Consider the following 25995-nt stretch of genomic DNA (forward strand, 5'->3'; position numbering starts at 1 on the left):
TGCTATGAAATACAACCGGTTTAATATGTTTTTTTCTTTTATTGCCAAAACAGCTTAGTTTTTTACTATTATTTTTCTTGGAGGTGTTGCCGGACGTTTTAACCCTTTTTGCATCATCTTTTTTATTATCGAAGACTCCATCTTTAATCTCATCAACACCGTTTTTCCATCTACAAATTGTGTTCTTAGTTCTCTTGCTTCATTATTTAATCTTGCAATTTCGTGAACCTTACTCTCTGCGTTGTGCGAACTTGCAATCATTATTATTGCCAAAAAAGACAAAAACAACAACATTCTCCAATTCTTCATTGCATCATCTGCAATAAGGAACTTACCTTTTAATATGTCATAAATCTTTTGTTTCAAATCTTTTCTGCAATTCTAAGTTTTGCACTACGTGCTCTATTATTCACTTTAATTTCTTCTTGTTCAGGAACAATTAATCTTCCTACTTTTCTAAAAGGTACAGATACATTACCATATAGATCTTTCTCTGGCTCTCCTTCAAACAAACCATTTCGTATAAACCGTTTTACCAATCTATCCTCTAGAGAGTGATAGGATATTAAACTAATCCTACCTCCTGGATCCAAAAGAGCCGTTGTTTGTAACAAAAATTCTTTAAGAACTTCAATTTCCTGATTTACTTCAATACGAATTGCTTGGTATATCTGTGCTAATACTTTATGCTCCTTATGTTTTGGTAAAAATGGTTTCAATACCTCTTTTAATTCTACACTTGTTTTTATAGGCTCTTCTTTTCTAACGGCTATTATCGCTCTTGCAAGCTTTGGTGCATTTCTTAATTCTCCATATTGCAAAAACATTCTTCTTAAATCAGACTCGTCATATTCATTAATAACATGATATGCAGACACCTCTCCACCTTGATTCATTCTCATATCCAAATCTGCCTCAAAACGAGTAGAAAACCCTCTATCGGCAACATCAAATTGATGTGACGAAACTCCAAAATCACCTAGAATACCATCAACCTTTTTAATCCCGTAAAACCTAAGAAACCTCTTAAGAAACCTAAAATTCTCATTTATCAGAACAAACCTCTCATCATCCAGTGCATTACCCAAAGCATCCTTATCCTGATCAAAAGCAAACAACTTACCGTCTACTCCCAATCTTTTCAAAATCTCTTTAGAGTGGCCACCGCCGCCAAATGTAACATCTACATAGACTCCATTTGGCTTAACGGCCAACCCATCTACTGTTTCTTTAAGTAAAACTGGATTATGATACTCCATCTGTTTCATCTCTATTACCTCAATAGTTAAATCAAATCCTTATTCTCTCGATTGCTGCCTGTTCACTAATCAAAACTCAACTCATCGTCAAGTCCCATAACCTCTTCTGCCAAATCAGCAAAATCCCCGGCTACATCTTCAATTTCTTTTTCGTACTTATCTTTATCCCAAACCTCTATAATATTGACAGCTGAAGACAATACTAAATCCTTAGTAATACCTGCAAAGCTGACTAAGTCTTTTGGAATTAAAAGACGACCTGCAGCATCGATTTCTACCACTTTTACTCCAGCAGTAAATCGCCGGATAAAATCATTGTTTTTCTTTTTAAAGCGGTTAAGTTTGTTGATTTTTTGCATTAAAAGATTCCATTCCGCCATTGGATACAACTCCAAACAAGGCTGAAAAACAGCTCTTTTCAATACAAATCCATCTTGCAACACCGGCGAAAGTTGCTTTTTGAAAGCAACAGGCATCATTAGACGTCCCTTAGCGTCTGCCTTACATTCATATGTGCCGATTAGATTTACCACTTTATCCCCTTAAACGTTTAATAAGTCAAATATATTGAAAAAATTACCACTTTTTACCACAATCTACCACATTGTTAATAAGTTGTCTTTAAAAAAGCAAAGCGAATTCATTCAATAACCATAAGATTTTGTCTATCAACACTCTACGATACAGCTTGTAAATTCGTGCTTTTAGACAATTTTGATCAGAATTAATCGGTCAAAAAAAAAATAAAAAAAATCATTCTGTAGTATTGATAAAAAAACTCAAAACTAATTATGAAAATGCTATATTTGCGTTTAATTCTTGTAAGAAGTATTAATGAAGCACGAATTAAAAAAAGACGGAAAATTTAGTTATCTAGATTTAGGGGAAGGTACACCGATCATCATTTTACATGGATTGATGGGTGGGCTGAGTAATTTTGAAGGTGTAAGTTCTTATTTTCCTGAAAATGGATATAAGGTCTTGATCCCAGAACTTCCAGTTTACACTCTACCTTTATTAAAAACTAAAGTTAGCACCTATGCCAAGTATCTTAAGGATTTTATAGATCGCTTAGGATATGGTGACAAAGAGGTCATACTTCTTGGCAATTCTCTTGGAGGTCATATTGCACTTTTATGCACCAAAATGTTTCCTGAAAAAGTAAAGGCTCTTGTTATAACAGGAAGCTCTGGTCTTTATGAAAGTGCGATGGGTGAAAGCTACCCAAAACGTGGTGATTATGAATTCATTAAATCCAAAGCGGAAAATGTGTTTTATGATCCAGCCATTGCAACAAAAGAAATTGTTGATGAAGTATATTCTACAGTAAATGATCGAAATAAGTTGATCAGAACTCTAGCAATTGCCAAAAGTGCTATTCGACACAACATGGCAAAAGATTTACCAAAAATGAATACACCAACCTGTATTATTTGGGGAAAAGATGACAATGTTACACCGCCAGAAGTAGCCAATGATTTTAATCGATTGTTACCTGACTCGGACTTATATTGGATAGACAAATGCGGGCATGCCGCAATGATGGAACACCCCGACGAGTTTAACAAGTTATTTCACAACTGGCTACAAGAGCGTAACTTCTAATCAAAACAGATATTATGAAGATTAACAGCGCTGAATTTGTAATAAGTAATAGCGATGTTTCCAAATGCCCTAAAGAGAAACTCCCGGAATATGCATTTATTGGAAGATCCAATGTAGGAAAATCCTCCTTAATTAACATGCTTACTAGTCGTAAGAGCCTTGCCAAAACTTCTGGTCGACCAGGAAAAACACAGCTCATTAATCATTTTGTAATTAATAAAGCTTGGTTTTTGGTTGATCTACCAGGATATGGCTACGCAAGGGTATCTAAGTCTGCAAAAAAAATATTTCAAAAATTCATAACCTCTTATTTTTCAAAAAGAATTCAGTTGGTATGCGCTTTTATATTGGTAGATTGTCGACATGAACCTCAAAAAATAGATCTTGAGTTTATGCAATGGCTAGGCGAAAACCAAATACCTTTTGCTATTGTTTTTACAAAAGCAGATAAATTATCAAAAAACAAGCTACCCATTCAGATAAACAGTTATATAGAAGAAATGCTTAAGTATTGGGAAGAAATGCCAAAATACTTCATCACGTCATCCACCTCGGGACTTGGTAAAGACGAACTTCTAAATTATATTGCTGAAATCAATAATGAACTAAAAAACTCTTAGCTTATTTTTTTAAAACTTCAATCAATTCTTCTATAGAACGCAATGACATAAGTTCTTTTGAATCCAAAAACACAACAGCTTCATTTTCTTTCTTTTGCAATACAACAGGAAAACTGAGGTTATTATACACTTCATTAGTATACTTTTGTAAAAACATATTTTTATACATAAACTCAAATTCAAAATCAGCATTTTCCCTATAATTCTTCCAAGCTTCCTTTTCAGAAAACCTACCGTGTGTCAAGCCACAAAGCGAACAGGAATACGTATTTGGACTAACTATCTTATGAATACCATCAAGGTATTTATTTAGAATACCAGACTTAGTATTATATACAAAAAGTAGTTTCTTTTTCAAAAATATAATTTTGGAGGTTAGTCAATAAAACCTTCAAAACATTTCAAAATAGTGTATATTAATTCTGTTTTAGATTTAATTTCTCTGCAAAATAATCACAAAAATCTTTCATTGTCGCAGACATTTTCTCATCTTGAGTAGCACGATAAAAAGTATCACTCATTGCCACCAGTGTTTGATGAAAAAAGATCTTCATCTCATCTACCGGCATATCTTTGGTCCATAGATCAATTCGTAAACTTTCTTTACTTTCACTATTCCATACCGACAAAAGCATTGCTTTGGTCTCCTCATTTTCTACCCCCCCATCTTTTGCAGTCCATTTTAACTGCTCTGGAATTCGGTTTTCGTCTAATTCAATATCTATTTTAATCTCAGATTTATGCATGTTTGCCATTATCGTTTTGGTTTATATCTTGATGTATTAAAAATCGTTTCTGCATCAGCCAATATTAATTGCCGCAAAGATACATTGTTATTTTTCATATAAGAAGTTACAATTCTCCATCCTATAAATTGCCCTATTCTATCTGGTGCTTCTTTATCAATTTCTTCTAAATAAAACTTTGAGAACGGCCCTGGGTACAAAAATCTTGGCATAAGAGAGCTATCTGTACTGTACAACAATTGACGATCTACAAAAAACCTCCAAATCTGCTCTTCGTTAGCCTCGGCCCAAGCATATTGTTCTTCTGTATACCCCATTTTTCTTGCATCTTTAAAATCAGGAAGGAGCAAATCTTTTAGATATAGTTCTTTCCCAAAAGAAATAAGGTTCCCCAAAAATGTCCTGTCTCTTATTGGGCCAACTTGGTTTTTCACATAGGCAGAAGCCACATCCGACACCATATATTTCCTTTCGAAATTCTGCCTTAAGTACTTTTGTATCCCCTCATAAAAATGATGATCTTTACCCAAGTACGTATCTAGAGAAATCACCAACAAACCCTTAGAAATGACTACTTTATTACGATAATCCACATCAGATGTAATTGTAACAATCCTAGGCTCTTTAATTTCTGGAAAATAGTATTTGATATGCTGAAAAAGTGAATGAAGCTCATCTTTTTCTTGAGAAATATCAGAAAATGCTTTTTCAATTTCTCTGTTTACTTCTAACTGTATTGTATCTTTAGATCGATTAACCCATATACTATCATTGTATTTCTCTGAAAACAAAAAAGGATATTCTTTTTTGAGATCAGGTAAATTTTCTGGGGTCAACCCCGCAAACAACTGATCAAAACGCTCAATATTAATAGTTACAGGAATTTTAACAATTTCTTTCTTTATCTTACTTTCTTTAGAACAGGAAAATAGAATACAAAAAAGAGCCGCTATTTTTAAAAAATTGATCGTATTCATCTTCAAATTATGATATCTACGCAAATAACTCTTATTCCTCCAGAACGCCATCTTTTTTTATTAATTTTATATTCGCAAAGGTAATACATCAAATTGCTAAGTACAAAATTAGAAATACTAAGCACTAATTTTAATGGTATGCTTTTTAGAACACAAAAATAACGTTCACCTAGTAACAACAAAATACAAAACATGCAAACAGAAAAAGTAATCGATCATATCGTAAATTGGCTAAAAGAATATGCTACCAAAGCAAACATGGAAGGTTTTGTAGTGGGTATAAGTGGTGGGATTGACAGTGCCGTCACTTCTTCTCTGTGTGCTAAAACCGGTTTAAAAACACTTTGTGTAGAAATGCCGATTCATCAAGCACCAAGCCAGGTTAGCAGGGCTCAGGAGCATATCACCCAACTTAAAAAGAAGTACGAGAATGTATCGGATACCGAAGTAAACCTGACATCGGTTTTTGAAGAATTAAAATCTGTAGTTCCTCAAACAGATCCGAGTGCACAACTTGACTTATCATTAGCAAATACCAGAGCCAGATTACGAATGACCACTTTGTACTATTTTGCAGGTTTGCACAGATATCTAGTTGCAGGAACAGGCAATAAGGTTGAAGATTTTGGAGTTGGTTTTTACACTAAATACGGAGATGGCGGTGTAGACCTTAGTCCTATTGCCAATTTATTAAAAAGTGAAGTGTATGAAATTGGAAAATTTCTAGATGTCCCTAATTCGATACAAGTAGCAGCACCTACTGATGGGTTGTTTGGAGACAGTAGAAGTGACGAAGACCAAATCGGAGCAAGCTATGACGAATTAGAATGGGCAATGAAAATGAAAGAAGAAGGTAAACAAATCGACGATTTTAAAGATAGAGAGAAAGAGGTTTTTGAAATTTTTATTCGCCTAAATACCGTAAACCAACATAAAATGATACCGATTCCTGTCTGTAAAATACCCGTTAATCTAATATAATCAACCTTTTATCGATAAACACACAAAAAAAAGTTTACGACCGTTAGTTCTTAGTAATTTTGCACAAAGATTTAAAAATTACCCCTAACTTAAAGATGTCAAACTCTTAAAATTAAACTAACATTAACAATCGTAAACAAGAATGACAACCGTATTAATCGCAGATCATCATCCAATCACAAGGAAGGGGATCGTTTCTTTATTTCGTAATGTAGAAGATTATGAAATTATTGGCAAAGTAAGCAATGGAAACGAGATGTATGATGTTTTGAAAGCTAACACTCCAGATGTACTCATTATGGAGTTAGATTTACCTCAAATCAATGGAATTATGGCCTTGAGAACCATAAAGAAAGAATTCTCTGGAATAAAAGTAATTATTTTTAGCTCTCATCCCGAAGAAATGTATGCATTAAGTGCTATTAAAGCAGGAGCATCTGCATATTTATCTAAAACCGTTCCTACAAAAACACTTAAAAAAGCAATCGAACGTGTTGCAAGAGGTGGTATCTATTTAAATGACAACCTTACACAACAATTGGCCAATGGAAATGCCAACGAAAACAATATGGTTGTAAAGTACAAGAAACTATCCTCAAGAGAAATTGAAGTACTTAATTTACTATCATCAGGAAAACGGAATAAGGATATAGCTACTACATTATCTATTAACGAAAAAACGGTAAGCACGTACAAAACGCGCTTGCTAAAAAAACTAAAAGTAGACAATCTGGCTGATTTAATTCATCAATCCAGATTACTACACATAAGCTAAACAACCCTGTTTAGCTTTCTATATAGTAATTTTTTGAGGGTTTGATAATCTCTAATATCCTCTAAAATATTCATATTATTTTCAAGGTTTTGGGCTTTCACTTCTTGTGAAAGCTCATTTATTTTCTGATCAATTAAAAACCCTCTCAAGCTCAATATAATATTATTCACATAATCTGCTATAGTATCTTTTTTCTGCTTCACGTGAATTTCCATATCAACCCACCTATGAAGCTCATAACGATCTTCTGTCATCATAATTTCAGTAATCTCGTAGGCGATTTCGGGTGGAATTTTATTAATAAAACTTTCTATTTTAAATTCATTAACCTGATTTAACTCCTCAATCAAAATTCTATAAATATCCTTAAAAATTTGATCCGTAAATTCGATTTCATCATCTTGTAAGTCCAGATATATCTTCTCAAAAACTTTTACTTTATGTATTTCTGGTTCTAGAATAAGTTCTCCTTCTCCGTTTTCTTTCATTATCAAATCCTCAAACTCTTCTTCCTGAACGCCGTACATCAACAAAGCTTTTATAAGATGACGTTCTAATATATATTGTCTATTTACCTTAGGTTGCTTCTCTGCTTCGGTTTTTACAACTTCAAATGATTTCTTGCTTTGTTTCTGTTGCTTACGCTGGTCTTTTTCACCGACATTACGAATTTGAGCCAAAGCATCAAATAATACATCTTCTGAAATATCCATGATTCGAGAACATTCCTTGACGTATATCTCTCGTTTAATTACATCTGGTATTTTGGAGATACTAGTCACCATATCTCTTACCAATTCTGCCCTCTTAATGGGATCATTCTTGGATTCCTGCTGCAATAGAGATGCCTTAAAACTAATAAAGTCCTGAACATTTTCCTCGAGATATTGCGTTAATTCTTCATGCGTATTTTGCTTTGCAAAACTATCAGGATCTTCACCATCAGGAAAACTACAGACCTTAACATTCATTCCTTGTTCGAGAATCAAATCTATCCCCCTAATAGATGCTCGCATTCCTGCAGCATCACTATCAAACAATACAGTAATGTTTTTAGTAAGTCTACTAATCAAGCGTATTTGATCTGAAGTCAATGCTGTCCCTGACGAAGAAACTACATTTGTAACCCCCGTTTGATTAAACTGAATCACATCTGTATACCCTTCTACCAGATAACAATTATCTTCTTTAGCAATAGTCTGCTTTGCATGATAAATACCATAAAGCACCTTACTTTTATGATAAATATCACTTTCGGGAGAATTAAGGTATTTAGCTGCTTTTTTATCATTAGTTAAAATTCGACCTCCAAACCCCAACACTCTACCAGACATTGACTGAATAGGAAACATTACCCTTCCTTTAAAACGGTCAAACTGTTTTTCTTCTTTTACAATGGTAAGTCCTGTTTTTTCTAGGTATTTGAGCAGATACCCTTTTTTTATCGCTTCGGATGTAAATGCATCCCAAACATCAGGAGAGTACCCTAACTCGAATCTTTTTATTGTTTCTTCTGTAAACCCACGTTCTTTAAAATAGGTTAACCCTATTGCTTTACCTTGTTCTGTTTTAAGTAAGGAGTTTTGGTAAAACGTATTAGCAAATTCACTAACCAAATACATGCTTTCTCTTTCATCAGCTTGCTGCTTTTGCTCATCGGTTCGCTCGGTCTCTTCAAATTCAATATTATATTTTTTCGCTAAATACTTTATCGCCTCCGGATAGGTAAAGTGCTCATGTTCCATCAAAAAAGCAACTACATTACCTCCTTTTCCACTAGAGAAATCTTTCCATATCTGTTTTACAGGAGACACCATAAAAGAAGGACTCTTTTCATCACTAAATGGACTTAAGCCCTTAAAATTACTACCTGCTTTTTTTAACTGTACAAAATCGCCTATCACTTCTTCTAATCTGGCAGTTTCAAATACAGCATCTATAGTAGCCTTATGGATCATGGAATTATTTACTCTAAGTTATAGGCACAAAAATAATATAATTCCCGAGACACATTCTGCTTATTTCATTAATAAAAAAAAGAGGCTGTCTAAAAAGACAGCCTCACATTCTTACTATTTTTTTAAGTTTCCTAAAATTTATTGTTTTTTCACAAAACTTCTAGTCACTACATTTTCTTCTGCAGTAATTCTAACAAAATATGTTCCAGCCGGAAGATTACTCACATCAACCTGATTAACATTCTTGTTATTAACAGTTCTAACCAATTGACCAAACATAGAGAAAATCTCTAAATTTTCGATTGGTGTTTTACCTACGGAGATGTTTAAAATACCACTTACTGGGTTCGGATATAGCATAAATCGTTTGTCATTTGAGTCGAAATCTGCTAACTCATAAGTTTCTAACCTTACACCAGATCCTTCAGCGCAGAATCCTGTAGCTTCAGAACTAGCAAAGTCTCCTCCTGATACAATAGTTCCTGCACTACTTGATAAAGTATAAGATCCATTACCATATGAACAACAAATACCATCTCCAAAAGAGTCAAAAATTGTAAAAGTATAATCCCCTGCTACTAGTCCACTAATCGTCTCTGTAACAGTAGATCCATCTGGATTCGCCGTAGAATAGTTATTTGACGCGACAGTTGTTCCTGCAGCATCTACAACTGTCCAAGAGGTTTCTTGTGGGTAGTTATCAAAAGTTATACTTAGCGTTAAATCTCCAGATGTACAATTCCCTCCAGTAGTTCCTGTTGTAACTGATATCCCATCAATTGCTGCATCAGCTCTCCAGGTATTCCCTGTTACTCGATTAAATCTTAACTGTACTCCTGAACCAAGGTAGGCAGCCAAATCGATTGTTGCGGTTTGCCAAGAATTACCCTGGTTTCCACTTCTACTCCAAATACTAGTCCAGGTTACTCCTTCATCATTACTCGCTTCTACATCTAATGAACCAAAATTACCAGCACCATACATATGATATCTAAATGAGAATACTGCTTCTGTAGCACCACCAAGGTCAATACAAGGAGAATTAAGAATTGCTCTTTTGTTTGGGTATCCTGTACCATTTCCAGATGCTTCAACATAGATATAGGTTGATCCATCATCTGCCCCTGAAGGTCCTGTATTACTAGAAGGTGTACCTCCAGTTTTTCTTATCCAATTCAGATCATCTCCCGATGCTTGTGTCCATTCTCCAAAGTTACTTTCAAAACTTTCGCTATACGGAAGAGCAACCCCATTTAAACATCCTGCTGCTGCTGGAGTAGTTACACTTATTGGTGTACTGGTAGCTGATGCATTTCCTGCAGCATCTTTAGCTAACACCTTAAACTCATAAGTAGTTTCAGGAGAAAGACCTGTCACGACAACAGTCGTATCTGTTACAGTAGCAACCACTACTCCATCTTGTAATACATCATATCCTACAACACCTACATTATCGGTAGACGCATCCCAAGTTAAGGTAGTTTGATTCGCAGAAGTGTTAGATGCTACTAAATTTGCAGGAACAGTTGGTGCCTGAGTATCAGGCGCAAGTGTAGTAACAGTAAGTGTTGCGCTTGCTCCTGATTGGTTTCCTGCCGCATCTTTTGCTATTACAGAGAAAGCATAAGATGTACTTGCCGTTAACCCAGTAATATCCACTGTGGTTGTAGCTACAGTTGCTACTACTACACCATCCTGATACACATCATATCCAGTAACTCCTACATTATCAGTAGATGCATCCCAGCTCAATGAAGTAGAAACATCAGTAGTATTAGATGCACTTAAATTTGCAGGAACTGTAGGAGGATCTGTATCCGGAGTATCGGGTTGCAACTTATAGGCTACAACATGATTTTTTCTAAATCCTCCATCAAAATACTCTGCAATGTGCCAGAAAGTTGCGTCATCAACTGGATCTATAGTCATTTGTGCATAATCACCATATCTAGTATGAGGATCAGACTGGGTCCCATTTACAGCAACCTGTTCTGCCAATGTCATTGTACCAGGAGGGTCACTTGCTAATCTTCCTGTATATCTAATAGCAGGAAAAACTGAGGTACTAACCACAGTATACCCAAGACCTATATTACCTTGCCCATCCATTGCTATAGAACCAGAGAACGCACTATGCCCATCAGGCTGTACATATGTCCCTTCTTGATGAATTGTCCAAGGCTGACCATCACCTGTCTGTCTAAGTTCATACCAGCGAATACCAGCCAAGCTATCATTTCCATTTAAATCTACTACAAAATTCATAACAACAGAATTATGAGTTCCAAAACGTCTATAATTCGTCATATACATCATTGTTGCCTGCAACGCATCTATATCACCACCACTAGGCTGAGGTAAATTAGAAAATGATCCTCCATCAAATACACTATCAAAAGGTGAGGTAATAATTTGTACAGGTTGAGATATTGTAGAATTCGCTGGGGTTACCCAGTCTACATTAGTTGTCCACATCTTTATATGATCCTGTGAAACACCAGTCCAGCTATCATCTTGCAAGTATACAATTGAACAGCCCGTTCCTACTGGAGGCAAAGTTGTACCTGTAGCATTAAGTCCTCCAGGACTATAGAAACCACTAGTTTCTGCTCCTGGCAATGGGAAACCAACCATCTGCGCTGATGCATCTCCAACGAGCATTTTATCTCTTTCTACAGCAAATACAACATCATTAGTATCAGGAGCATTTTGATCCTTATTGGCTGTTATATAATACCCATCGCTCCAGATAGATAATTTTTCATAATCTGGAAATGTTCCTGTATTAAATCTATATGTATACCAGCCGTCATTTACTGGATCGGCTCCTTTACAAATTGCAATCAAGAAACCATTAGGGGTGTTACTAAATTGCATAATAATAAAGCGTTGTGCAAAATTGTCATAAACTACGATTGGGTCTCCCAAGCTCTCACCAGGGAATATCGTAGCCAAAGAAGCCTCTGCTAATAACACATTCCCATTTCGATCCTTAATACCAAAACCTGAATTAAAAGCATAAACATAGTGATTGGGTCCAATTGCCCCAGTTGGGTCAGTAGGTGTACTATTACCCTGATGGGCAACAAAATTTGCAACCTCTGTGGAAATAGCAGCTTTCATCGATTTTTGCTGGTTCTTCATTAAAGGGTCGAACTGACCAGCTTTTGGAAGCCCTTTACCAGGTACGAAATTGTTTTTCCCTCGTTGTTTTTCTCTACCATGCTTTATTATTCCTTTAGCAGAAATAATATTCTTCATACTAGAAAGTGCGGGAATTTCTTTCATGTACACTGCTTGACCAGTCGAACTTGCTTTGACAACTCCTTTTTGTGCTAGTAGTCCGAAACTACAGAGCATGAAAAATGTTAAATAAATAAAATTTGTTTTCATATGAGTGAAATTTGGTTAATTGTTCGATTTTATACCAATTTCCGCATAAGTAGTGACGACTTACATTTTGAGGCAAAAAATGTAAAATCGGTAGTTAATTTGGAAAGAATTATTTCAACAATATGACTTGGATAAATATAGAATATTTCAATAAGAAACAAAAAAATATAATGTCATAAAATACTTACGCACAAATAGTTACGCTAAAACCATAATATCAATAAGGGTTTAATGCAAAATGTTATATTTAACAATTTTAATGTATTAGTGAATTATTTAACATAAAGAATACCCCCTTCTTAACATATTGATTTAGTAGGGTAATAGATATATTCTGACGTAGGAATTATAACTTAAACACTTGACCAAGTTTAAAACACAAAAAGAGCGATATATGGATATCGCTCTTTTAAAACCGTCACTATTTAATTTTTAAATAAAAAATTACAGATATTTTGTATATCGGTATTAAGTAAATAGACAAAATATACGGGAAATCATACACATACTTTTATCGATTAAAAGTCAAAACGCAAACCTAACGACACATTGTTTTGATCAATCTCTGCATTTTTAAAAATTGGAGATAAATCATATTTGATATAAAAGGACATATCCCCAACTCCAACATACCCACTTAATCCATATATCAAATCGCTTGTATTATAATCTCTTTTGATTTTATCCTTAACATTATCTCCGTTTTCCTTATACTTTAACTTTTGTCGAGTACTTATGTTTACCCCCGCATACCCTCCTAATCCAAGTCTTAAACTATGCGCAGTAGAATACCTTATACTATTCTCGGTTTCGGTTACCTTGGATGAACCAAATTCAAAATGTACCGGAACTACAAGATTATCCATCCTGAATTTGGACTTATCCAATTCTACCCTAAATTCTTCTAATAATGTTTGATTTCCGTTTTGAACAAAATACCTATTATCAGTGGGTTTTAATCCATTAGAAGTATATGAAAGACCGTATTTAACTCTTAAAAAGTTGGTATTTTTGAAAACTCTAGTTTTCCAAGCCCATCCAATTTCAAAAAACCTACTTCCGGCGATCTTATAATCAGAATTGTCTAAAGATTGCCCTTCTACAATTGCATTATTAAGCCCAAAGGCCAACACCACATTCGAGGTGGTACGTATATCATATTTTACTTCTCTTTCTTTTCCTGTGTTTATCTTTAATCCTAGTAAAACATCTGCATTTTCTTCTGCAGTATTAATCCCGATAAATATTTTAGGATCTTCTGTATTTATATTTTCCAATCCATTACGCTCTAACAATTCGATTTTATTGTTGATGATTGCTATTCTATTTTCGATATTAAGTGCATGCTTTTTTGCTACTGTTTCCTTAAGTTGTTGTGCTTCTTTTTTTGTTATTTCTCTATTAAACAACCTTTCATTAATCTCTTCAACTTTCTTTTTAAGTGCTTTTTTTTCAACATCTATAACTCTTTCTTTTTGTTCTATAAGCTTCTCTACAGCATCATTTTTATGCTCATTTTGTGCATTTAACAATTGGGTAGAGAGTACCATGGCTACTAATGTAGCTATCATAACTAATGTTTTCATGTTCTTTTGAGTTTACTGTTTAGCAACCTCTCTCTATTCACAAGAGGGAGAGAGAGATTGCCGATTTGATTGATGAATAATTCTAATTGTCTCGTCTAACAACAGCAGTTTTAACTTTATAAAAACCTGTTTTAAGCGCTTCAAAAACACGTTGTTTGAAAGTTTCATCTAGTTCTTCTTCTACATCTTGTAAAAGAGAAGCTGCACTCACTGTATTAGATTTTAGTATTTGTTCTGTTTTGATTTCTCTTTGTGCTGCCAGCAACAACTCATTTATCTCTAAATCTGTCACTTGTGCCTGATTTTTTTGCAGCTCTTTAATCTGAGCAACTACCTGAGCAACTTTATTTTCTGTTACCAAAGAATCAATTGGTAATATGTGATCTTTTATAATTGTTTCTTTATTATTTTCTACAACTTTTACTTCTGTTTTGTTTTCTATAGCCTTTTTTGCAACCATCTCATAGGTCAAATTATTTTTTACCACGACATTTACCTTCTCCACAATATCATTTTCTTCTTTCTGATTAGACATGATAACACCATTTTTCACAGGATTATCCTCAAAAGCTTCAAAATGATTTTTCTTGGTCAGTTTTTGTTTTTTATCTGCATCCAGAACTATCTCTACATCTTCTGTCTTTATTATTTCTTTTTTATTATCAACCATCTGAGGATTATAGTCTTTTATAGCTGATTTTTCACTTACAACAATAGATGTGATAACTAAAATTCCAACAAAGCTAGCAGCAATAACATACTTCCATATTTTTTTAATTTTCTTTTTTTGGTTTTGAGCATCATCTAATTGAGTCGTTAATCTGCCCCAAGACTCTTTTGAAGGTTCCATAACACGTTGCTCTAGTTTTTCTTTTACCTTATCTTCAAATTTCAATGGTGCCATTACTCATGTTGTTTTGTTTATTTAACTTTTGCTGTAGCATTCTTCTTGCCTTAAAAAGTTGTGATTTTGAAGTGTTTTCAGAAATTTCCAGCATTTTTGCAATCTCTTTATGTTTGTATCCTTCTACAGCGTATAATACAAACACCATCCTATATCCTTCTGGCAGGCTATCTATCAGTTCCTGAATCTGATCTACTTCTAATTCTATGTTGATATTATTCCAGGACTCTTCTCTGTAACTTGTTACTTCTTCAATAAAAAGAATCTGTTTTTCTTTTCTCAAAAATGTAATCGACTCATTAATCATAATTCTCCGTATCCATCCTTCAAAACTTCCCTCAAATTTGAATTTGTTTAAATTTGTAAAGACTTTCAAAAACCCTCCTAGCATTACTTCTTCTGCGAAGTGAACATCTTTAATGTATCTCCTGCATACACTAAGCATTTTGGGCGCATATTGATTGTATAACTGATGTTGTGCATCACGATATTGTTTCGCAGCCCGTCGAATAAGTTGAGTTTCGTTTTTATAAAACTGAATAACTTTCAATAGCAAATTGAATTAATTAAACTTTCTATTTACATAGACGAGAATTAAATCAAAAGGGTTGTCTGGTATATGCAAGTTTTTTTCGAGAAGTATTCAATAGAAAACACAAATACCTATCAAACCTAATGGCTACAAGTTTTTTTGTCTATTATTTTTTTCTATCAATAACATAATCAACCATCAGCTCTAAAGAAGATTTATAGTCTGAATCCGGATAATCAGATAAAATAGAAAGAGCTTCATTTTTGAATTGGTGCATTATTTTTATTGCGTACTCCAGTCCTCCGCTTACTCTTACAAAATCTATAACCTCTTTAACTCTTTTTTTATCCTTGTTATGATTTTTTACAGAATTAATAAGCCACTTCTTTTTTTCTTTAGTACAGTGATTTAATGTATAAATAAGAGGAAGTGTCATTTTTTGCTCTTTGATATCAATACCCGTTGGTTTTCCGATAGCTGTATCTCCATAATCAAATAAATCATCTTTGATCTGAAAAGCCATACCGATAAGCTCTCCAAATTTCCTCATCTTTTCTACATTATCAGAACCAGGAGTAACAGAACAAGCTCCTAATCCACAACAAGCTGCTATCAAGGTTGCCGTTTTCTGGCGTATTATTTCGTAATACACCTCTTCTGTGATATCTAGGTTTCTGGCTTTTTCGATTTGCAGTAACTCTCCTTCGCTCATTTCACGAACAGCCACAGAAATTATTTTAAGAAGATCAAAATCACCGTAGTCAATAGATAGCAGTAACCCTTTTGATAATAAGTAATCACCTACTAAAACGGCAATTTTGTTTTTCCAGAGGGCATTTATAGAAAAAAAGCCTCTTCTTTGATTAGAATCATCTACAACATCATCATGAACAAGAGTGGCAGTATGAATCAGTTCTATAACAGAGGCACCACGATAAGTACGTTCATTTACCTCGCCTCCTGATACCATTTTAGAGACCAGAAAGACAAACATAGGCCTCATCTGCTTACCCTTCCTATTTACTATATAATGAGTAATTCTATTAAGTAAGGCTACTTTAGAAGTCATCGATTGTGAAAACTTTTGTTCAAAAAGCTCCATCTCATCAATGATTGGTAATTTTATTTGTTCTACGACTTTCAATATACCGTATTTGATTCTGTCTTTTTTATGATTATGCGAATATAATGCAAATAGTTTTTTATTTTAAACAGATCCTTCCATATATAAACATATTAACTTCAAATAAACAAACCTTAGGGTTATTTAAAGGTTTATTTAGGACTTATTCGCTAATTGACCACATGCAGCATCTATGTCTTTTCCTCGACTACGACGAACATTTACTACAATATTTCTAGATTCTAGTGCACTAATATAATTATCTATTGCCTTATTTGACGCTTGCTGAAATTCTCCATCATCGATTGGATTATACTCAATAAGATTTATTTTACATGGAACATAAGAACAAAATCTTATTAATGCATCTATATCTTCCTTTCTATCATTAATCCCTTTCCACACGACATATTCATAAGTAATTCTGCTTTTAGTCTTCTCATACCAGTATTCTAAAGATTCTTTTAGGTCCGCAAGAGGAAATGTAGAATTAAAAGGCATAATTGACGTACGCACTTCATCTATTGCAGAATGTAATGAAACAGCCAAATTAAACCGAACATCATCATCTGCCATTTTTTTAATCATCTTGGGAACACCAGAAGTAGACAAAGTGATTCTTTTTGGAGACATACCCATTCCTTCAGAAGAAGTAATTTTATCAATTGCCTTTATTACATTTTTATAATTCATCAAAGGCTCTCCCATCCCCATAAACACTATATTTGATAATGGTCGATTATGATACAATCTACTTTCGTTATCTATAGCTTTGACTTGATCATAAATCTCATCGGGGTTAAGGTTTCTCATTCTTTTAAGTCTAGCTGTAGCACAAAACTTACAATCCAAACTACACCCTACTTGCGAAGAAATACAAGCTGTGGTTCTTGTTGGTGTAGGGATCAAAACAGATTCTACAATCAATCCATCATGTAATCTTACTGCATTTTTTATAGTACCGTCTGTACTACGCTGCATTTGATCCACTCGGATATGATTAATTATAAAATTTTCCTGAAGCATTCTTCTGGTAGCTAAAGAGATATTTGTCATATCTTCAAAACTATGTGCTCCTTTACTCCATAACCATTCATACACCTGATTACCTCTAAATGGTTTATCCCCATTCTCTTCAAAGAAAAATCGTAACTGATCTTTTGTTAATGCTCTTATGTCTTTTTTCTTCACATCCATACTTTTGCAAAAGTAAAAAGATAAAACGGTACTCTGGCAGACATCCCTATTCTTTATTATAACTTAACAAAACCCTCAAAAAATATTTTTTGAGGGTTTTGTTAAGTTTTTTCTTTTATAAATCATCAATTTACGGATGATTGTATTATTTCTTTACTCTTTTCCATTCATGAACTCCCCCGCCACCTTTATATTTCACATTAAGAATATCCTTGTTATCCTCTTCAATCCAAATCTGGCAATCTGAAACTCTACCATTCTTGATATTGGTAAATTTCCCATTCACATATTTATTCCCTTTTAAAACCAAATTCTTTAATATTACTAACCCTTCTACATTTTGGTTCTTATCTGCTCCTTGACATTCGTAACAAATAGCATCTCGTTCTGATATACGCAACATCCTTTGTATTGTTCCATAAACTTTGTTTTCTATGATATATAACTGAACAATACTAATTGCTACTCCAGTTTTTTTGTCATACGTTTTCCATCTTCCTAATATAGGATTAGGTTCATAGGACGCCAATAAGCTTTCTTTTAACTCGTCATCAACAGGGTTCTCTCCTAACCAGATCTTAAACAATGCCTTTTTAAATTCCTTGCTATTTATGGTTCCCAGCAGATCTTTATTTTTGTACAGGGTAAGTTTTCCTCCTTTAACATAGAGCACTCTAAAAATATCAAACTTATTAATCTGATCGGGGAGAAAATTTAAAAAATCTCTGATCTGGTTTTCTAACAGATAACTATTACCATCTGTCGCTCTTTCTAAGCCGTTTCTTATAATATCTTTAAACTCCTCATCTGTTACCGAAGAAGTAATTTTGATAGTAATAGCCATCGTAACATCTTTTTCTGCTACTCTTACACCATCTTCAACTCCATCTACTTCAAAATCTAAATACAGTGCCATTGCATAGAGTTTTTCTCTTGCTCCTGCACCGTTAAGCATTAATTCTTCTTTATCAAAAACATCAACATCATTAAAGTGAACACCGCCTGCTTTGGTTTGCGCATAAGAAAAAACAGTGCAAAAAAATGCCGCGTAATAAATTACTTTCTTCATTCTATAATTAGGTTTAATTCTCTTTTCAAAATTTGGAACACACAAAAAAACGATACAAATCTATAAAAAGTACGTTTACTAACCACATATAAGATCTTTTTCGATAAAAATCGTTATTAATCGTTTATAGGTTATTTTGAACCAATTATGGTTTTACCGTATTTTTTTGAGGCATCGAAAATAGTGTTTTTTTTGCAAAAAAGGAATTTAACATGCTAATTTCTAGAGCCATACCAAAAAACCCTACTAAATTCTTACATTAGTAGGGTATAAATTATACTTAATTTTGCTCTTTAGATGATTAACATTGCATCTCCATAAGAGTAAAATTTATATTTTTCTTTTACAGCTTCTTCATAAGCTTCTTTCAAAAAATCATGTCCTGCAAATGCAGAAACCATCATTAACAAGGTTGATTTTGGCGTATGAAAATTTGTAATCATACAATTTGCAATACTAAAATCATAAGGCGGAAAAATAAATTTATTTGTCCACCCTCTAAACTCATTTAATGTTCTTTCTGATGACACAGAACTTTCAAGAGCTCTCATTACCGTAGTACCTACTGCACAAATCTTTTGTTTATTTTCAATCCCATTATTAATTACATTAGCAGCATTAGCCGTAACGTATGCCTCTTCACTATCCATCTTATGCTTAGATAAATCTTCAACCTCTACTGGATTGAATGTTCCCAAACCTACATGCAGAGTTATCTCCGCAAAATCCACTCCTTTTATCTCTAATCTTTTCATTAAATGTTTAGAGAAATGAAGTCCCGCGGTTGGAGCAGCTACAGCTCCCTCATTTTTGGCATATATTGTTTGATATCTTTCTTCATCTTCTGGTTCTGCATCTCTTTTAATATATTTTGGCAAAGGCGTTTCTCCTAAGTCTGTAAGTTTTTGCCTAAATTCATCATAAGAACCATCATACAAAAAACGTAAGGTACGCCCCCTAGAAGTAGTATTATCTATTACTTCTGCTACTAAACTTTCATCATCTCCAAAATACAGTTTATTACCGATACGTATCTTTCTTGCTGGGTCAACTAGAACATCCCATAAGCGTGTTTCAGAATTTAACTCGCGTAACAAAAACACTTCAATTCTAGCTCCTGTTTTTTCTTTGTTTCCATACAATCTTGCAGGAAAAACCTTAGTATTATTAACCACCATCACATCATTTGGCTCAAAATAATTTATAAGATCTTTAAATTGCTTATGCTCTATGGTTTGTTCTTTTCTATTAAGAACCATTAAGCGAGACTCGTCTCTATTTTCAGCTGGATATTCTGCCAACAACTCTTGTGGGAGATTAAAATTGAAATGTGATAGCTTCATTCGTATTTATTTTTTTGAAGATGCAAATATACAATCTTGCAATAGGGGTTGTCAAGTAAATCGACATATATTTACATATTTAAGAACATGTTCCTCAATTGTTAGATAAAAATCCACCTACAAATCCAATTAACAAAAGAGTGTACCTAACAGATGTATCCTCATATTAATCTTCTATCATTTTAAATCCTAATTTTTCTAAATCAGACCAAAAATCGGGATACGATTTTGAAACAACATTGGCTTCTTCAATATACAATGATGTTCTTAACGCCAGAGGTGCAAATGCCATAGCCATACGATGGTCATTATATGTTGAAATAGTAATATCTTTATTTATTTCTTCAGAAGGTTCTAATCGCAGAGTATCTTCAGTTATATGCACTGTTCCTCCTAATTTTTCGATTTCAGATTTCAACGCTTCAAGACGATCTGTTTCTTTGATTTTTAAAGTATGTAATCCCGTAAGAAAGCATCCAACACCAAGTCCAAAGCATGTTACAGCTATAGTCTGAGCAATATCTGGAGAATTAGACAAATCCAATCCATCCTTAATAAATTCAGTTGTTTTTGATAATTTTCTTAATGTTATTACATTTTCACCAAAAATCGTTTCTACTCCAAGGTCTTTATATATCTCTGCGAGAGAAGAGTCTCCTTGATAACTCTCTTTTTTATAGCTTCCAATAGTAATAGTTGTATTATGTGATAGTGCTACAATACTATAAAAGTATGACACTGAGCTCCAATCTGATTCTACGACTATATTTTTTGAAAGAGCTTTTTTATGAGTTCCAATAGTAATTTTATTATCATTAAAACTGCCTTGAATCCCTACATCACTAAGCAGGCTTAAGGTCATATTAATATAAGGCACCGAAGTTACCTTACCTTCTAACAAAATCTCTAGTCCTTCTGGCAAAGAGGAAGCTATTAACATTAAGGCAGAAATATATTGACTACTTACATTGGCTTGTAAAGAAACACTATGAATCTCAGGTTTTTTACCTTGAATTCTTATTGGAGGATATCCATGCTCATTTTCATAACTAATTTCACAACCTAACTGTTTCAATGCTTCAACCAATATCTTAATTGGTCTTTCTTTCATTCTTTTACTACCGGTAAGTACAGTTTCTCTACCTTCTTTAACAGCAAAATACGCTGTAAGAAATCGCATTGCAGTACCAGCATGATGAATATCCACTATAGTTTCATCACTTTGCAATGCTTTTTGCATCAGTTCCGAATCATCACTATTGGATATATTGTCTATGCTTATACTCGGATAAAGTGCCTGAAGTATCAGCAATCTGTTTGTCTCACTCTTTGATCCAGTAATTTGTAATGTACTGTTTTTTACATTCGAAATATGCTCTAATTTCAAATTCATGCTATCGATTTGATTTTCGTTTTCTTAATTCAAAATAATACCCCATAATCATACCATATACTAATCCACCAACAATTCGTGACAATAGATAACGCATCCATTGTTGATTTTCAATTCTTTCTTTTATAAAAACATCCCAGGTTTGAACACCATATTGCATGAAATACTCGATAACACTAAAAATGATTATAAAACCTAATCCTACAAAACATACAGAAATCCAGTATTTTTTTGATGAAAGTATTGTGGCTATCATTTTTTTAATTTTTCATTATTATGGTGACGATCGTGATCTCTTTTTGTCTTAATATCTAATTTATTATTAAAAGCCTCTTCGAGATTAACTCCTGTTTGATTAGCCAGACATAGTACTACAAATAAGACATCTGCTAATTCTTCTCCCAGGTCTTTATTTTTATCACTTTCTTTTTCACTTTGCTCTCCATATCGTCTAGCGATAATCCTGGCAACTTCACCTACTTCTTCTGTAAGTTGTGCCATATTAGTAAGTTCATTAAAGTATCTAACTCCGTGATTTTTTATCCATTCATCTACGGCTTCTTGTGCATTTTTGATATTCATTATTATATTTTTTTCAGAACAACTTGTTCATTTTCTTTTTCGATAAGCTGATTATAAAATTGCTTTAAAACAGGGTAATAATCAGGTAATAAAAAAGGTGTTGCAATTGTCTCGCTAATTACAACCTGTATTGCCCCATTTGCCACATTTGACCTAAAAGAAAAAGAACCGATATTCTCTGGCAATTTAAATGCTCCTGATTGTGGATATTCTGACACCTCGTACCCTTCAGGAATCTTAACACTTACCATATACGAGTTAGTATAACCATAACCAAAATCAACAGGGTATTTTCTTTCATCAGATTTAAAGACATTTTCTTTATCTCTTAAAAATAGTAAGGGAGAAAAAAACATCTCATTTTCTATTAATTCAATCTGGTCGTAAGATATAAAATTAAAACTTTCGCTAACTCCTTTTCCGTATTCATTTACGCCTTTAATGGTATATTCTTCAATCTCATCTAGGCTGTATTTTTTCTTAAACCTCTTAATCTTACTCTCTTCGTCTTTAGCACCGTGTATTTCTCTAAAATCATGTGCCAAGTTCCCCATATGACGAACGTTAAATTTACCATTAACCATACCTTCTTTGTCAATCTCGCATTGCACGCTATACCTATTCATTGAAGGTTTTTTAGGTCTTAAATCAACATTTTGAGAAGTATGATTCTTAGCAATTACTCTACCTGAACCTCTAATTACTCTATCGGACAGAATATTTGGCAAACCATACTTATCTGTTGCATCCAAATACAAAATCTTTCCATTTGGCAACTTAACCCTTGCTATCACATAATTATATCCATCCAATGTAGGGAATAAAGCTATAACCCTATCACTTGTACTTACTACTACAGGATTTGCATCCAATCCAGCATAAGACAACATAGATGTAAGCATTAAATTAATCTCGGCAGAATTACCTGTGTTTTCTTTATATGCTTTTCTTACTCCTCCTCTTGTAAAAACGGATCTTTGTTTATTCCATGTCATTTTCTTCTTTACATATCCATAGATAGATTGAATTTTCTCTGAAGGAGTATTTACATTTTTAAGCAGATTATCCAAGTCGTCTTTGTAATAATTACTTTTTGCTAATTCATTTCCGAAATTATCACTTCGGTAGATGGTTTTTGCGACATCTTCCCAGGTAGTCGAGTAGCTTTTAACTGCTCCATCAGGAAACTTTGTAAACTGAAGTTCATAAAAAATCGATGATTTATAATTTTCTGCATTACCAGAATATGGTTCTTTTTTAAAAGCAGGAACATGAGCCGAAGTAATAGTATTTACCATAACCTTATAATCAACATCCTGTTTGCGCGTCGCACCAGCTCTACTTGTATATTGACTGGTACGGACTCTACTCGTACTCGTAAAAGTAATTCTACTATCTTTTACTGATTCTTTAAAGTTAATTGGCAGGTATCCTGTGGTAAATTTTTTAAAATTAAAATACTCTGGCATTTCTACTGCTACCTTAAGTTTTTTTATTGGAATTTCACGTTGTAAACTTATTCGTCCAATATTAAAAATAAAAGGAGAAACTATCTTATACTTATAGTCAATTACTGAGCCTTCCTTTAGTGCTGGCATCGTAAACTTTACTTGATCATATCTTTCTGAATATTCATTTTCAAATATCCCATCTTTTTTAAGTTTAACCTCAACAATCTTCCCTTCTTGCAAACTATACGAAATTCCTTTCAGCCCACTAACTTTTTCCTTACTTCCTCCACTTTTATAGAGGAAGACTTCATGACTTGCAGCGTCAAAACCATTTTTATTATAGAGTTTCACTCTCTTAAAAACGTCTGTAATGAGCCTAAAACCATTTGCCTGATCGTATTCAAAATATACTCTCTTTTTCTCATAAAGAACAACAGCATTTGCCGTAGTATCTAATTCATAACTATGCTCAGTGAGTTCTTCTTTTGATATTTTCCCAAATTCGTGTTTTTGAGAAAAGCCCCTAACACCGAATAATAGTATACCTAACAGTGCGAGTTTGTAAATAAAATTATTCATGATTTATTGTTTTTTTAATGCAATTCTAGATTTATCTATTTTTTTAATTTGTGCTCTAAATATTCGATACTCTTCATATTTTTCTTTCGGAAAAGTACCATCTATTATTTTTAAATATCTTTTAAATTTAATCTGAGATTCGCTTATCTTTTCTAGCTCATAAGTATACTTGCCAAAAATTGTTTCGATAGATTTCTTCTCTGGAAGATCCCCTGTAATGTATCCCTGAGGAAGGTTAATTACATATTCATCGGTATTTATATACCCTCTAGATATAATCAAAGAAGTCTTTCTATCTTGGTACTTAGGCAAATTACCTTGATCCCAGCAAAAAACATTAGGTGATATTAGCAACCGATTACCAACTTTTTTTGAAAATGAAGCACTTGAAACCTCTATATTTTCGATAAATTTTATCTCGTTCTTATGATCATCCAATTGTATCTTATTTATCTCTAAATTATTAATATAACCCCAAAACTCTTTATAGTGTATTTTTTGGTCTTTTGGAGTTTCAAACTGAACATGATAATTCCAATCATACTCCAACCCTAGTGATTCTCTTTTAATCCTAGCCGACATGGATTTATCTACTCCAAGGTTAATTATAGCTGTAGTATGTAGTATGTTCTCTTCGGGTTCATACTTCTTAGTCCTTTTAATCTCACCTCCTTCTGGTGTGATTACCAAAACATCTCTATCATCAGTAAAATCACCAATAAAATCAAATGGCATGGTTTGACTAGTACACTCTAGCCATATATCTTCTTCCTCATCGGGTATGTTTAAAATAACATGATTTCCTTGCATCCCCACAAATCCAGAATCGATACTTCTTTTAGTTCTGTCCCCAAATACAATGGTATAATACGACCGTATTTTTTGACTATCGAGAAGTGCTTTGGTGTAATTGGTAAGCGCCTTACAATCTCCATACCCTAATCGATCAACATCTTCTGCCAGAAAAGGCATCCATCCTCCAATCCCTAACTGTACACTAATATATCTGGTTTTTTTTTGAACATATTCATATATTAATTTTGCTTTCTCTCTATTTGTTTCAGCTCCTTCAACTATTAGGCTAATTTCCTGGATGGTCTCATCTGATAATTGATCTCTCCCCGTCAAAAGATTATCAAATTGCCACTTTCCAAATGATTTCCAATCATTTGCAGACCCTTTTACGCCTTCTAGCGAAAAATCGTTTAAAGCTACTTTCATAACAGGTACGGTTTTATAAAAAGAAGGAGAATACACTTCATGCAGTTTTGCAGGAATTTTAGAAATTGAAAATGAGATCTTATGATCTGTTTTATCAGATGCTATTGAATATCCTTTAAAGTTTTCCTCTTTAATCCTTAGCAAAATCTTCTCAGGGTTTAAAATTTCGTACATCGATTTTTCAACACTTAATCGATAACCAACAACTGGCCTCCATGGTCTTATAAATGCGGTTGTTGAACTTTCTACCTCACTTTCGAAAGCAAGAGTATAAGGATAATTTAAAGGTACATGTTCAAAATACTTTATACGATCGTCATTCATCAATGATATCCCATCTGAAACACTCCTGTCATTAAAGTCCTTCTTTTTGTATTTTTTTACTTCTTTACCAAAGGCATCATATACAGTCGCTTCTAATTTTTTGATTTTCACAGAAGGACTATACCCTTCATATGAATCTGCATACCCTTTGCCATATTTATTCAGTACAGTAACAATTCTTTTGGTTTTTACAGTTACAGAATTAATAGAGTTTAATTCTACAGTTACTTTTTCTAACCTAACTACTGCATTAGCATCTTTAGTCAGTACAGAATCCAGAAATATCGATTGTAATTTTAGGTCGTCTTGAGCTGTTACTTTAACAATACTCCATATTGCCAATACAACTGAGACCAGTAGCACTTTTCTTTGCATAT

Annotated in this window: 24 protein-coding genes; 4 read left to right on the top strand and 20 right to left on the bottom strand. The window is 33.5% G+C overall.

The window, feature by feature from the left end; translation table 11 throughout:
• Window positions 1–54: 54 nt before the first annotated feature.
• The 3 genes from C1X07_RS23030 to mraZ all read right to left on the bottom strand — a co-directional run bounded on the left by C1X07_RS23030 (window position 55) and on the right by mraZ (window position 1792).
• On the bottom strand, window positions 55–366 hold the full coding sequence (locus C1X07_RS23030; RefSeq protein WP_103072412.1) for an FtsL-like putative cell division protein: 312 nt from the start codon (window positions 364–366) through the stop codon (window positions 55–57).
• Window positions 363–1259, bottom strand: coding sequence for a 16S rRNA (cytosine(1402)-N(4))-methyltransferase RsmH (gene rsmH / locus C1X07_RS23035; protein WP_103072491.1), 897 nt, complete (start codon window positions 1257–1259; stop codon window positions 363–365). Before rsmH ends, C1X07_RS23030 begins: the two co-directional genes overlap by 4 nt.
• Window positions 1260–1324: 65 nt before the next feature.
• Window positions 1325–1792 (bottom strand): division/cell wall cluster transcriptional repressor MraZ, encoded by a 468-nt coding sequence (gene mraZ / locus C1X07_RS23040; RefSeq protein ID WP_103072413.1) that lies wholly within the window; start codon window positions 1790–1792, stop codon window positions 1325–1327.
• Window positions 1793–2093: 301 nt separating this feature from the next.
• Here mraZ and C1X07_RS23045 point away from each other — a divergent pair, with 301 nt between their 5' ends.
• Together C1X07_RS23045 and yihA are read left to right on the top strand one after the other, a co-directional pair.
• Complete coding sequence (locus C1X07_RS23045) at window positions 2094–2864, top strand: alpha/beta fold hydrolase (protein ID WP_103072414.1); 771 nt, start codon at window positions 2094–2096, stop codon at window positions 2862–2864.
• Between the two features lie 14 nt (window positions 2865–2878).
• Window positions 2879–3484 (top strand): ribosome biogenesis GTP-binding protein YihA/YsxC, encoded by a 606-nt coding sequence (yihA, locus tag C1X07_RS23050; RefSeq protein ID WP_103072415.1) that lies wholly within the window; start codon window positions 2879–2881, stop codon window positions 3482–3484.
• Window position 3485: 1 nt separating this feature from the next.
• Here the strand turns inward: yihA and C1X07_RS23055 are convergent, their stop codons facing one another.
• Genes C1X07_RS23055 through gldB form a run of 3 tightly spaced genes read right to left on the bottom strand, consistent with a single transcriptional unit; the run spans window position 3486 to window position 5207 of the window.
• Window positions 3486–3842, bottom strand: coding sequence for a GTPase (locus tag C1X07_RS23055; protein ID WP_103072416.1), 357 nt, complete (start codon window positions 3840–3842; stop codon window positions 3486–3488).
• A 58-nt stretch (window positions 3843–3900) separates the two neighbouring features.
• Window positions 3901–4239, bottom strand: coding sequence for a gliding motility protein GldC (gene gldC, locus C1X07_RS23060; protein ID WP_103072417.1), 339 nt, complete (start codon window positions 4237–4239; stop codon window positions 3901–3903).
• A complete protein-coding gene (gene gldB / locus C1X07_RS23065) occupies window positions 4239–5207 on the bottom strand; it encodes a gliding motility lipoprotein GldB (protein ID WP_103072418.1) in 969 nt (322 codons plus the stop codon). Before gldB ends, gldC begins: the two co-directional genes overlap by 1 nt.
• A gap of 192 nt (window positions 5208–5399) precedes the next feature.
• On the opposite strand from gldB, the gene nadE reads away from it, so the two are divergent.
• Both nadE and C1X07_RS23075 read left to right on the top strand, forming a co-directional pair.
• Entirely contained in the window at window positions 5400–6188 is a 789-nt protein-coding gene (gene nadE, locus C1X07_RS23070; RefSeq protein WP_103072419.1) for an NAD(+) synthase, read from the top strand.
• Between the two features lie 142 nt (window positions 6189–6330).
• Entirely contained in the window at window positions 6331–6963 is a 633-nt protein-coding gene (locus C1X07_RS23075; protein WP_103072420.1) for a response regulator, read from the top strand.
• Here the strand turns inward: C1X07_RS23075 and dnaG are convergent.
• The 14 genes from dnaG to C1X07_RS23145 all read right to left on the bottom strand — a co-directional run bounded on the left by dnaG (window position 6960) and on the right by C1X07_RS23145 (window position 25993).
• A complete protein-coding gene (dnaG, locus tag C1X07_RS23080; RefSeq protein WP_103072421.1) occupies window positions 6960–8921 on the bottom strand; it encodes a DNA primase in 1962 nt (653 codons plus the stop codon). The genes C1X07_RS23075 and dnaG overlap by 4 nt on opposite strands.
• Window positions 8922–9059: 138 nt before the next feature.
• Window positions 9060–12314 carry a fibronectin type III domain-containing protein gene (locus C1X07_RS23085; protein ID WP_128755379.1) on the bottom strand — a complete coding sequence of 1085 codons (3255 nt, stop codon included), beginning with the start codon at window positions 12312–12314 and terminating at the stop codon, window positions 9060–9062.
• Window positions 12315–12832: 518 nt separating this feature from the next.
• Complete coding sequence (locus tag C1X07_RS23090; protein WP_103072423.1) at window positions 12833–13900, bottom strand: hypothetical protein; 1068 nt, start codon at window positions 13898–13900, stop codon at window positions 12833–12835.
• Window positions 13901–13982: 82 nt separating this feature from the next.
• Window positions 13983–14795 carry a hypothetical protein gene (locus tag C1X07_RS23095; protein ID WP_128755380.1) on the bottom strand — a complete coding sequence of 271 codons (813 nt, stop codon included), beginning with the start codon at window positions 14793–14795 and terminating at the stop codon, window positions 13983–13985.
• Window positions 14785–15354 (bottom strand): RNA polymerase sigma factor, encoded by a 570-nt coding sequence (locus C1X07_RS23100; protein ID WP_103072425.1) that lies wholly within the window; start codon window positions 15352–15354, stop codon window positions 14785–14787. The genes C1X07_RS23095 and C1X07_RS23100 overlap by 11 nt, the downstream gene beginning before the upstream one ends.
• A gap of 148 nt (window positions 15355–15502) precedes the next feature.
• Window positions 15503–16480 carry a polyprenyl synthetase family protein gene (locus C1X07_RS23105; RefSeq protein WP_103072426.1) on the bottom strand — a complete coding sequence of 326 codons (978 nt, stop codon included), beginning with the start codon at window positions 16478–16480 and terminating at the stop codon, window positions 15503–15505.
• A gap of 135 nt (window positions 16481–16615) precedes the next feature.
• Window positions 16616–17656 (bottom strand): 23S rRNA (adenine(2503)-C(2))-methyltransferase RlmN, encoded by a 1041-nt coding sequence (gene rlmN / locus C1X07_RS23110; RefSeq protein WP_103072427.1) that lies wholly within the window; start codon window positions 17654–17656, stop codon window positions 16616–16618.
• 145 nt (window positions 17657–17801) lie between these two features.
• A complete protein-coding gene (locus C1X07_RS23115) occupies window positions 17802–18725 on the bottom strand; it encodes a chalcone isomerase family protein (protein ID WP_103072428.1) in 924 nt (307 codons plus the stop codon).
• A 293-nt stretch (window positions 18726–19018) separates the two neighbouring features.
• On the bottom strand, window positions 19019–20068 hold the full coding sequence (gene queA / locus C1X07_RS23120) for a tRNA preQ1(34) S-adenosylmethionine ribosyltransferase-isomerase QueA (RefSeq protein WP_103072429.1): 1050 nt from the start codon (window positions 20066–20068) through the stop codon (window positions 19019–19021).
• A 166-nt stretch (window positions 20069–20234) separates the two neighbouring features.
• Window positions 20235–21461, bottom strand: coding sequence for a 3-phosphoshikimate 1-carboxyvinyltransferase (locus C1X07_RS23125; RefSeq protein ID WP_103072430.1), 1227 nt, complete (start codon window positions 21459–21461; stop codon window positions 20235–20237).
• A 1-nt stretch (window position 21462) separates the two neighbouring features.
• Window positions 21463–21717, bottom strand: coding sequence for a hypothetical protein (locus tag C1X07_RS23130; protein WP_103072431.1), 255 nt, complete (start codon window positions 21715–21717; stop codon window positions 21463–21465).
• On the bottom strand, window positions 21714–22043 hold the full coding sequence (locus C1X07_RS23135) for a nucleotide pyrophosphohydrolase (protein ID WP_103072432.1): 330 nt from the start codon (window positions 22041–22043) through the stop codon (window positions 21714–21716). Before C1X07_RS23135 ends, C1X07_RS23130 begins: the two co-directional genes overlap by 4 nt.
• 2 nt (window positions 22044–22045) lie before the next feature.
• A complete protein-coding gene (locus tag C1X07_RS23140; RefSeq protein ID WP_103072433.1) occupies window positions 22046–24073 on the bottom strand; it encodes a transglutaminase domain-containing protein in 2028 nt (675 codons plus the stop codon).
• A gap of 3 nt (window positions 24074–24076) precedes the next feature.
• On the bottom strand, window positions 24077–25993 hold the full coding sequence (locus C1X07_RS23145) for a DUF3857 domain-containing protein (protein WP_103072434.1): 1917 nt from the start codon (window positions 25991–25993) through the stop codon (window positions 24077–24079).
• Window positions 25994–25995 lie beyond the last annotated feature (2 nt).

Source organism: Aquimarina sediminis (assembly GCF_002895435.1).
GTDB classification, from domain to species: Bacteria; Bacteroidota; Bacteroidia; order Flavobacteriales; family Flavobacteriaceae; genus Aquimarina; species Aquimarina sediminis.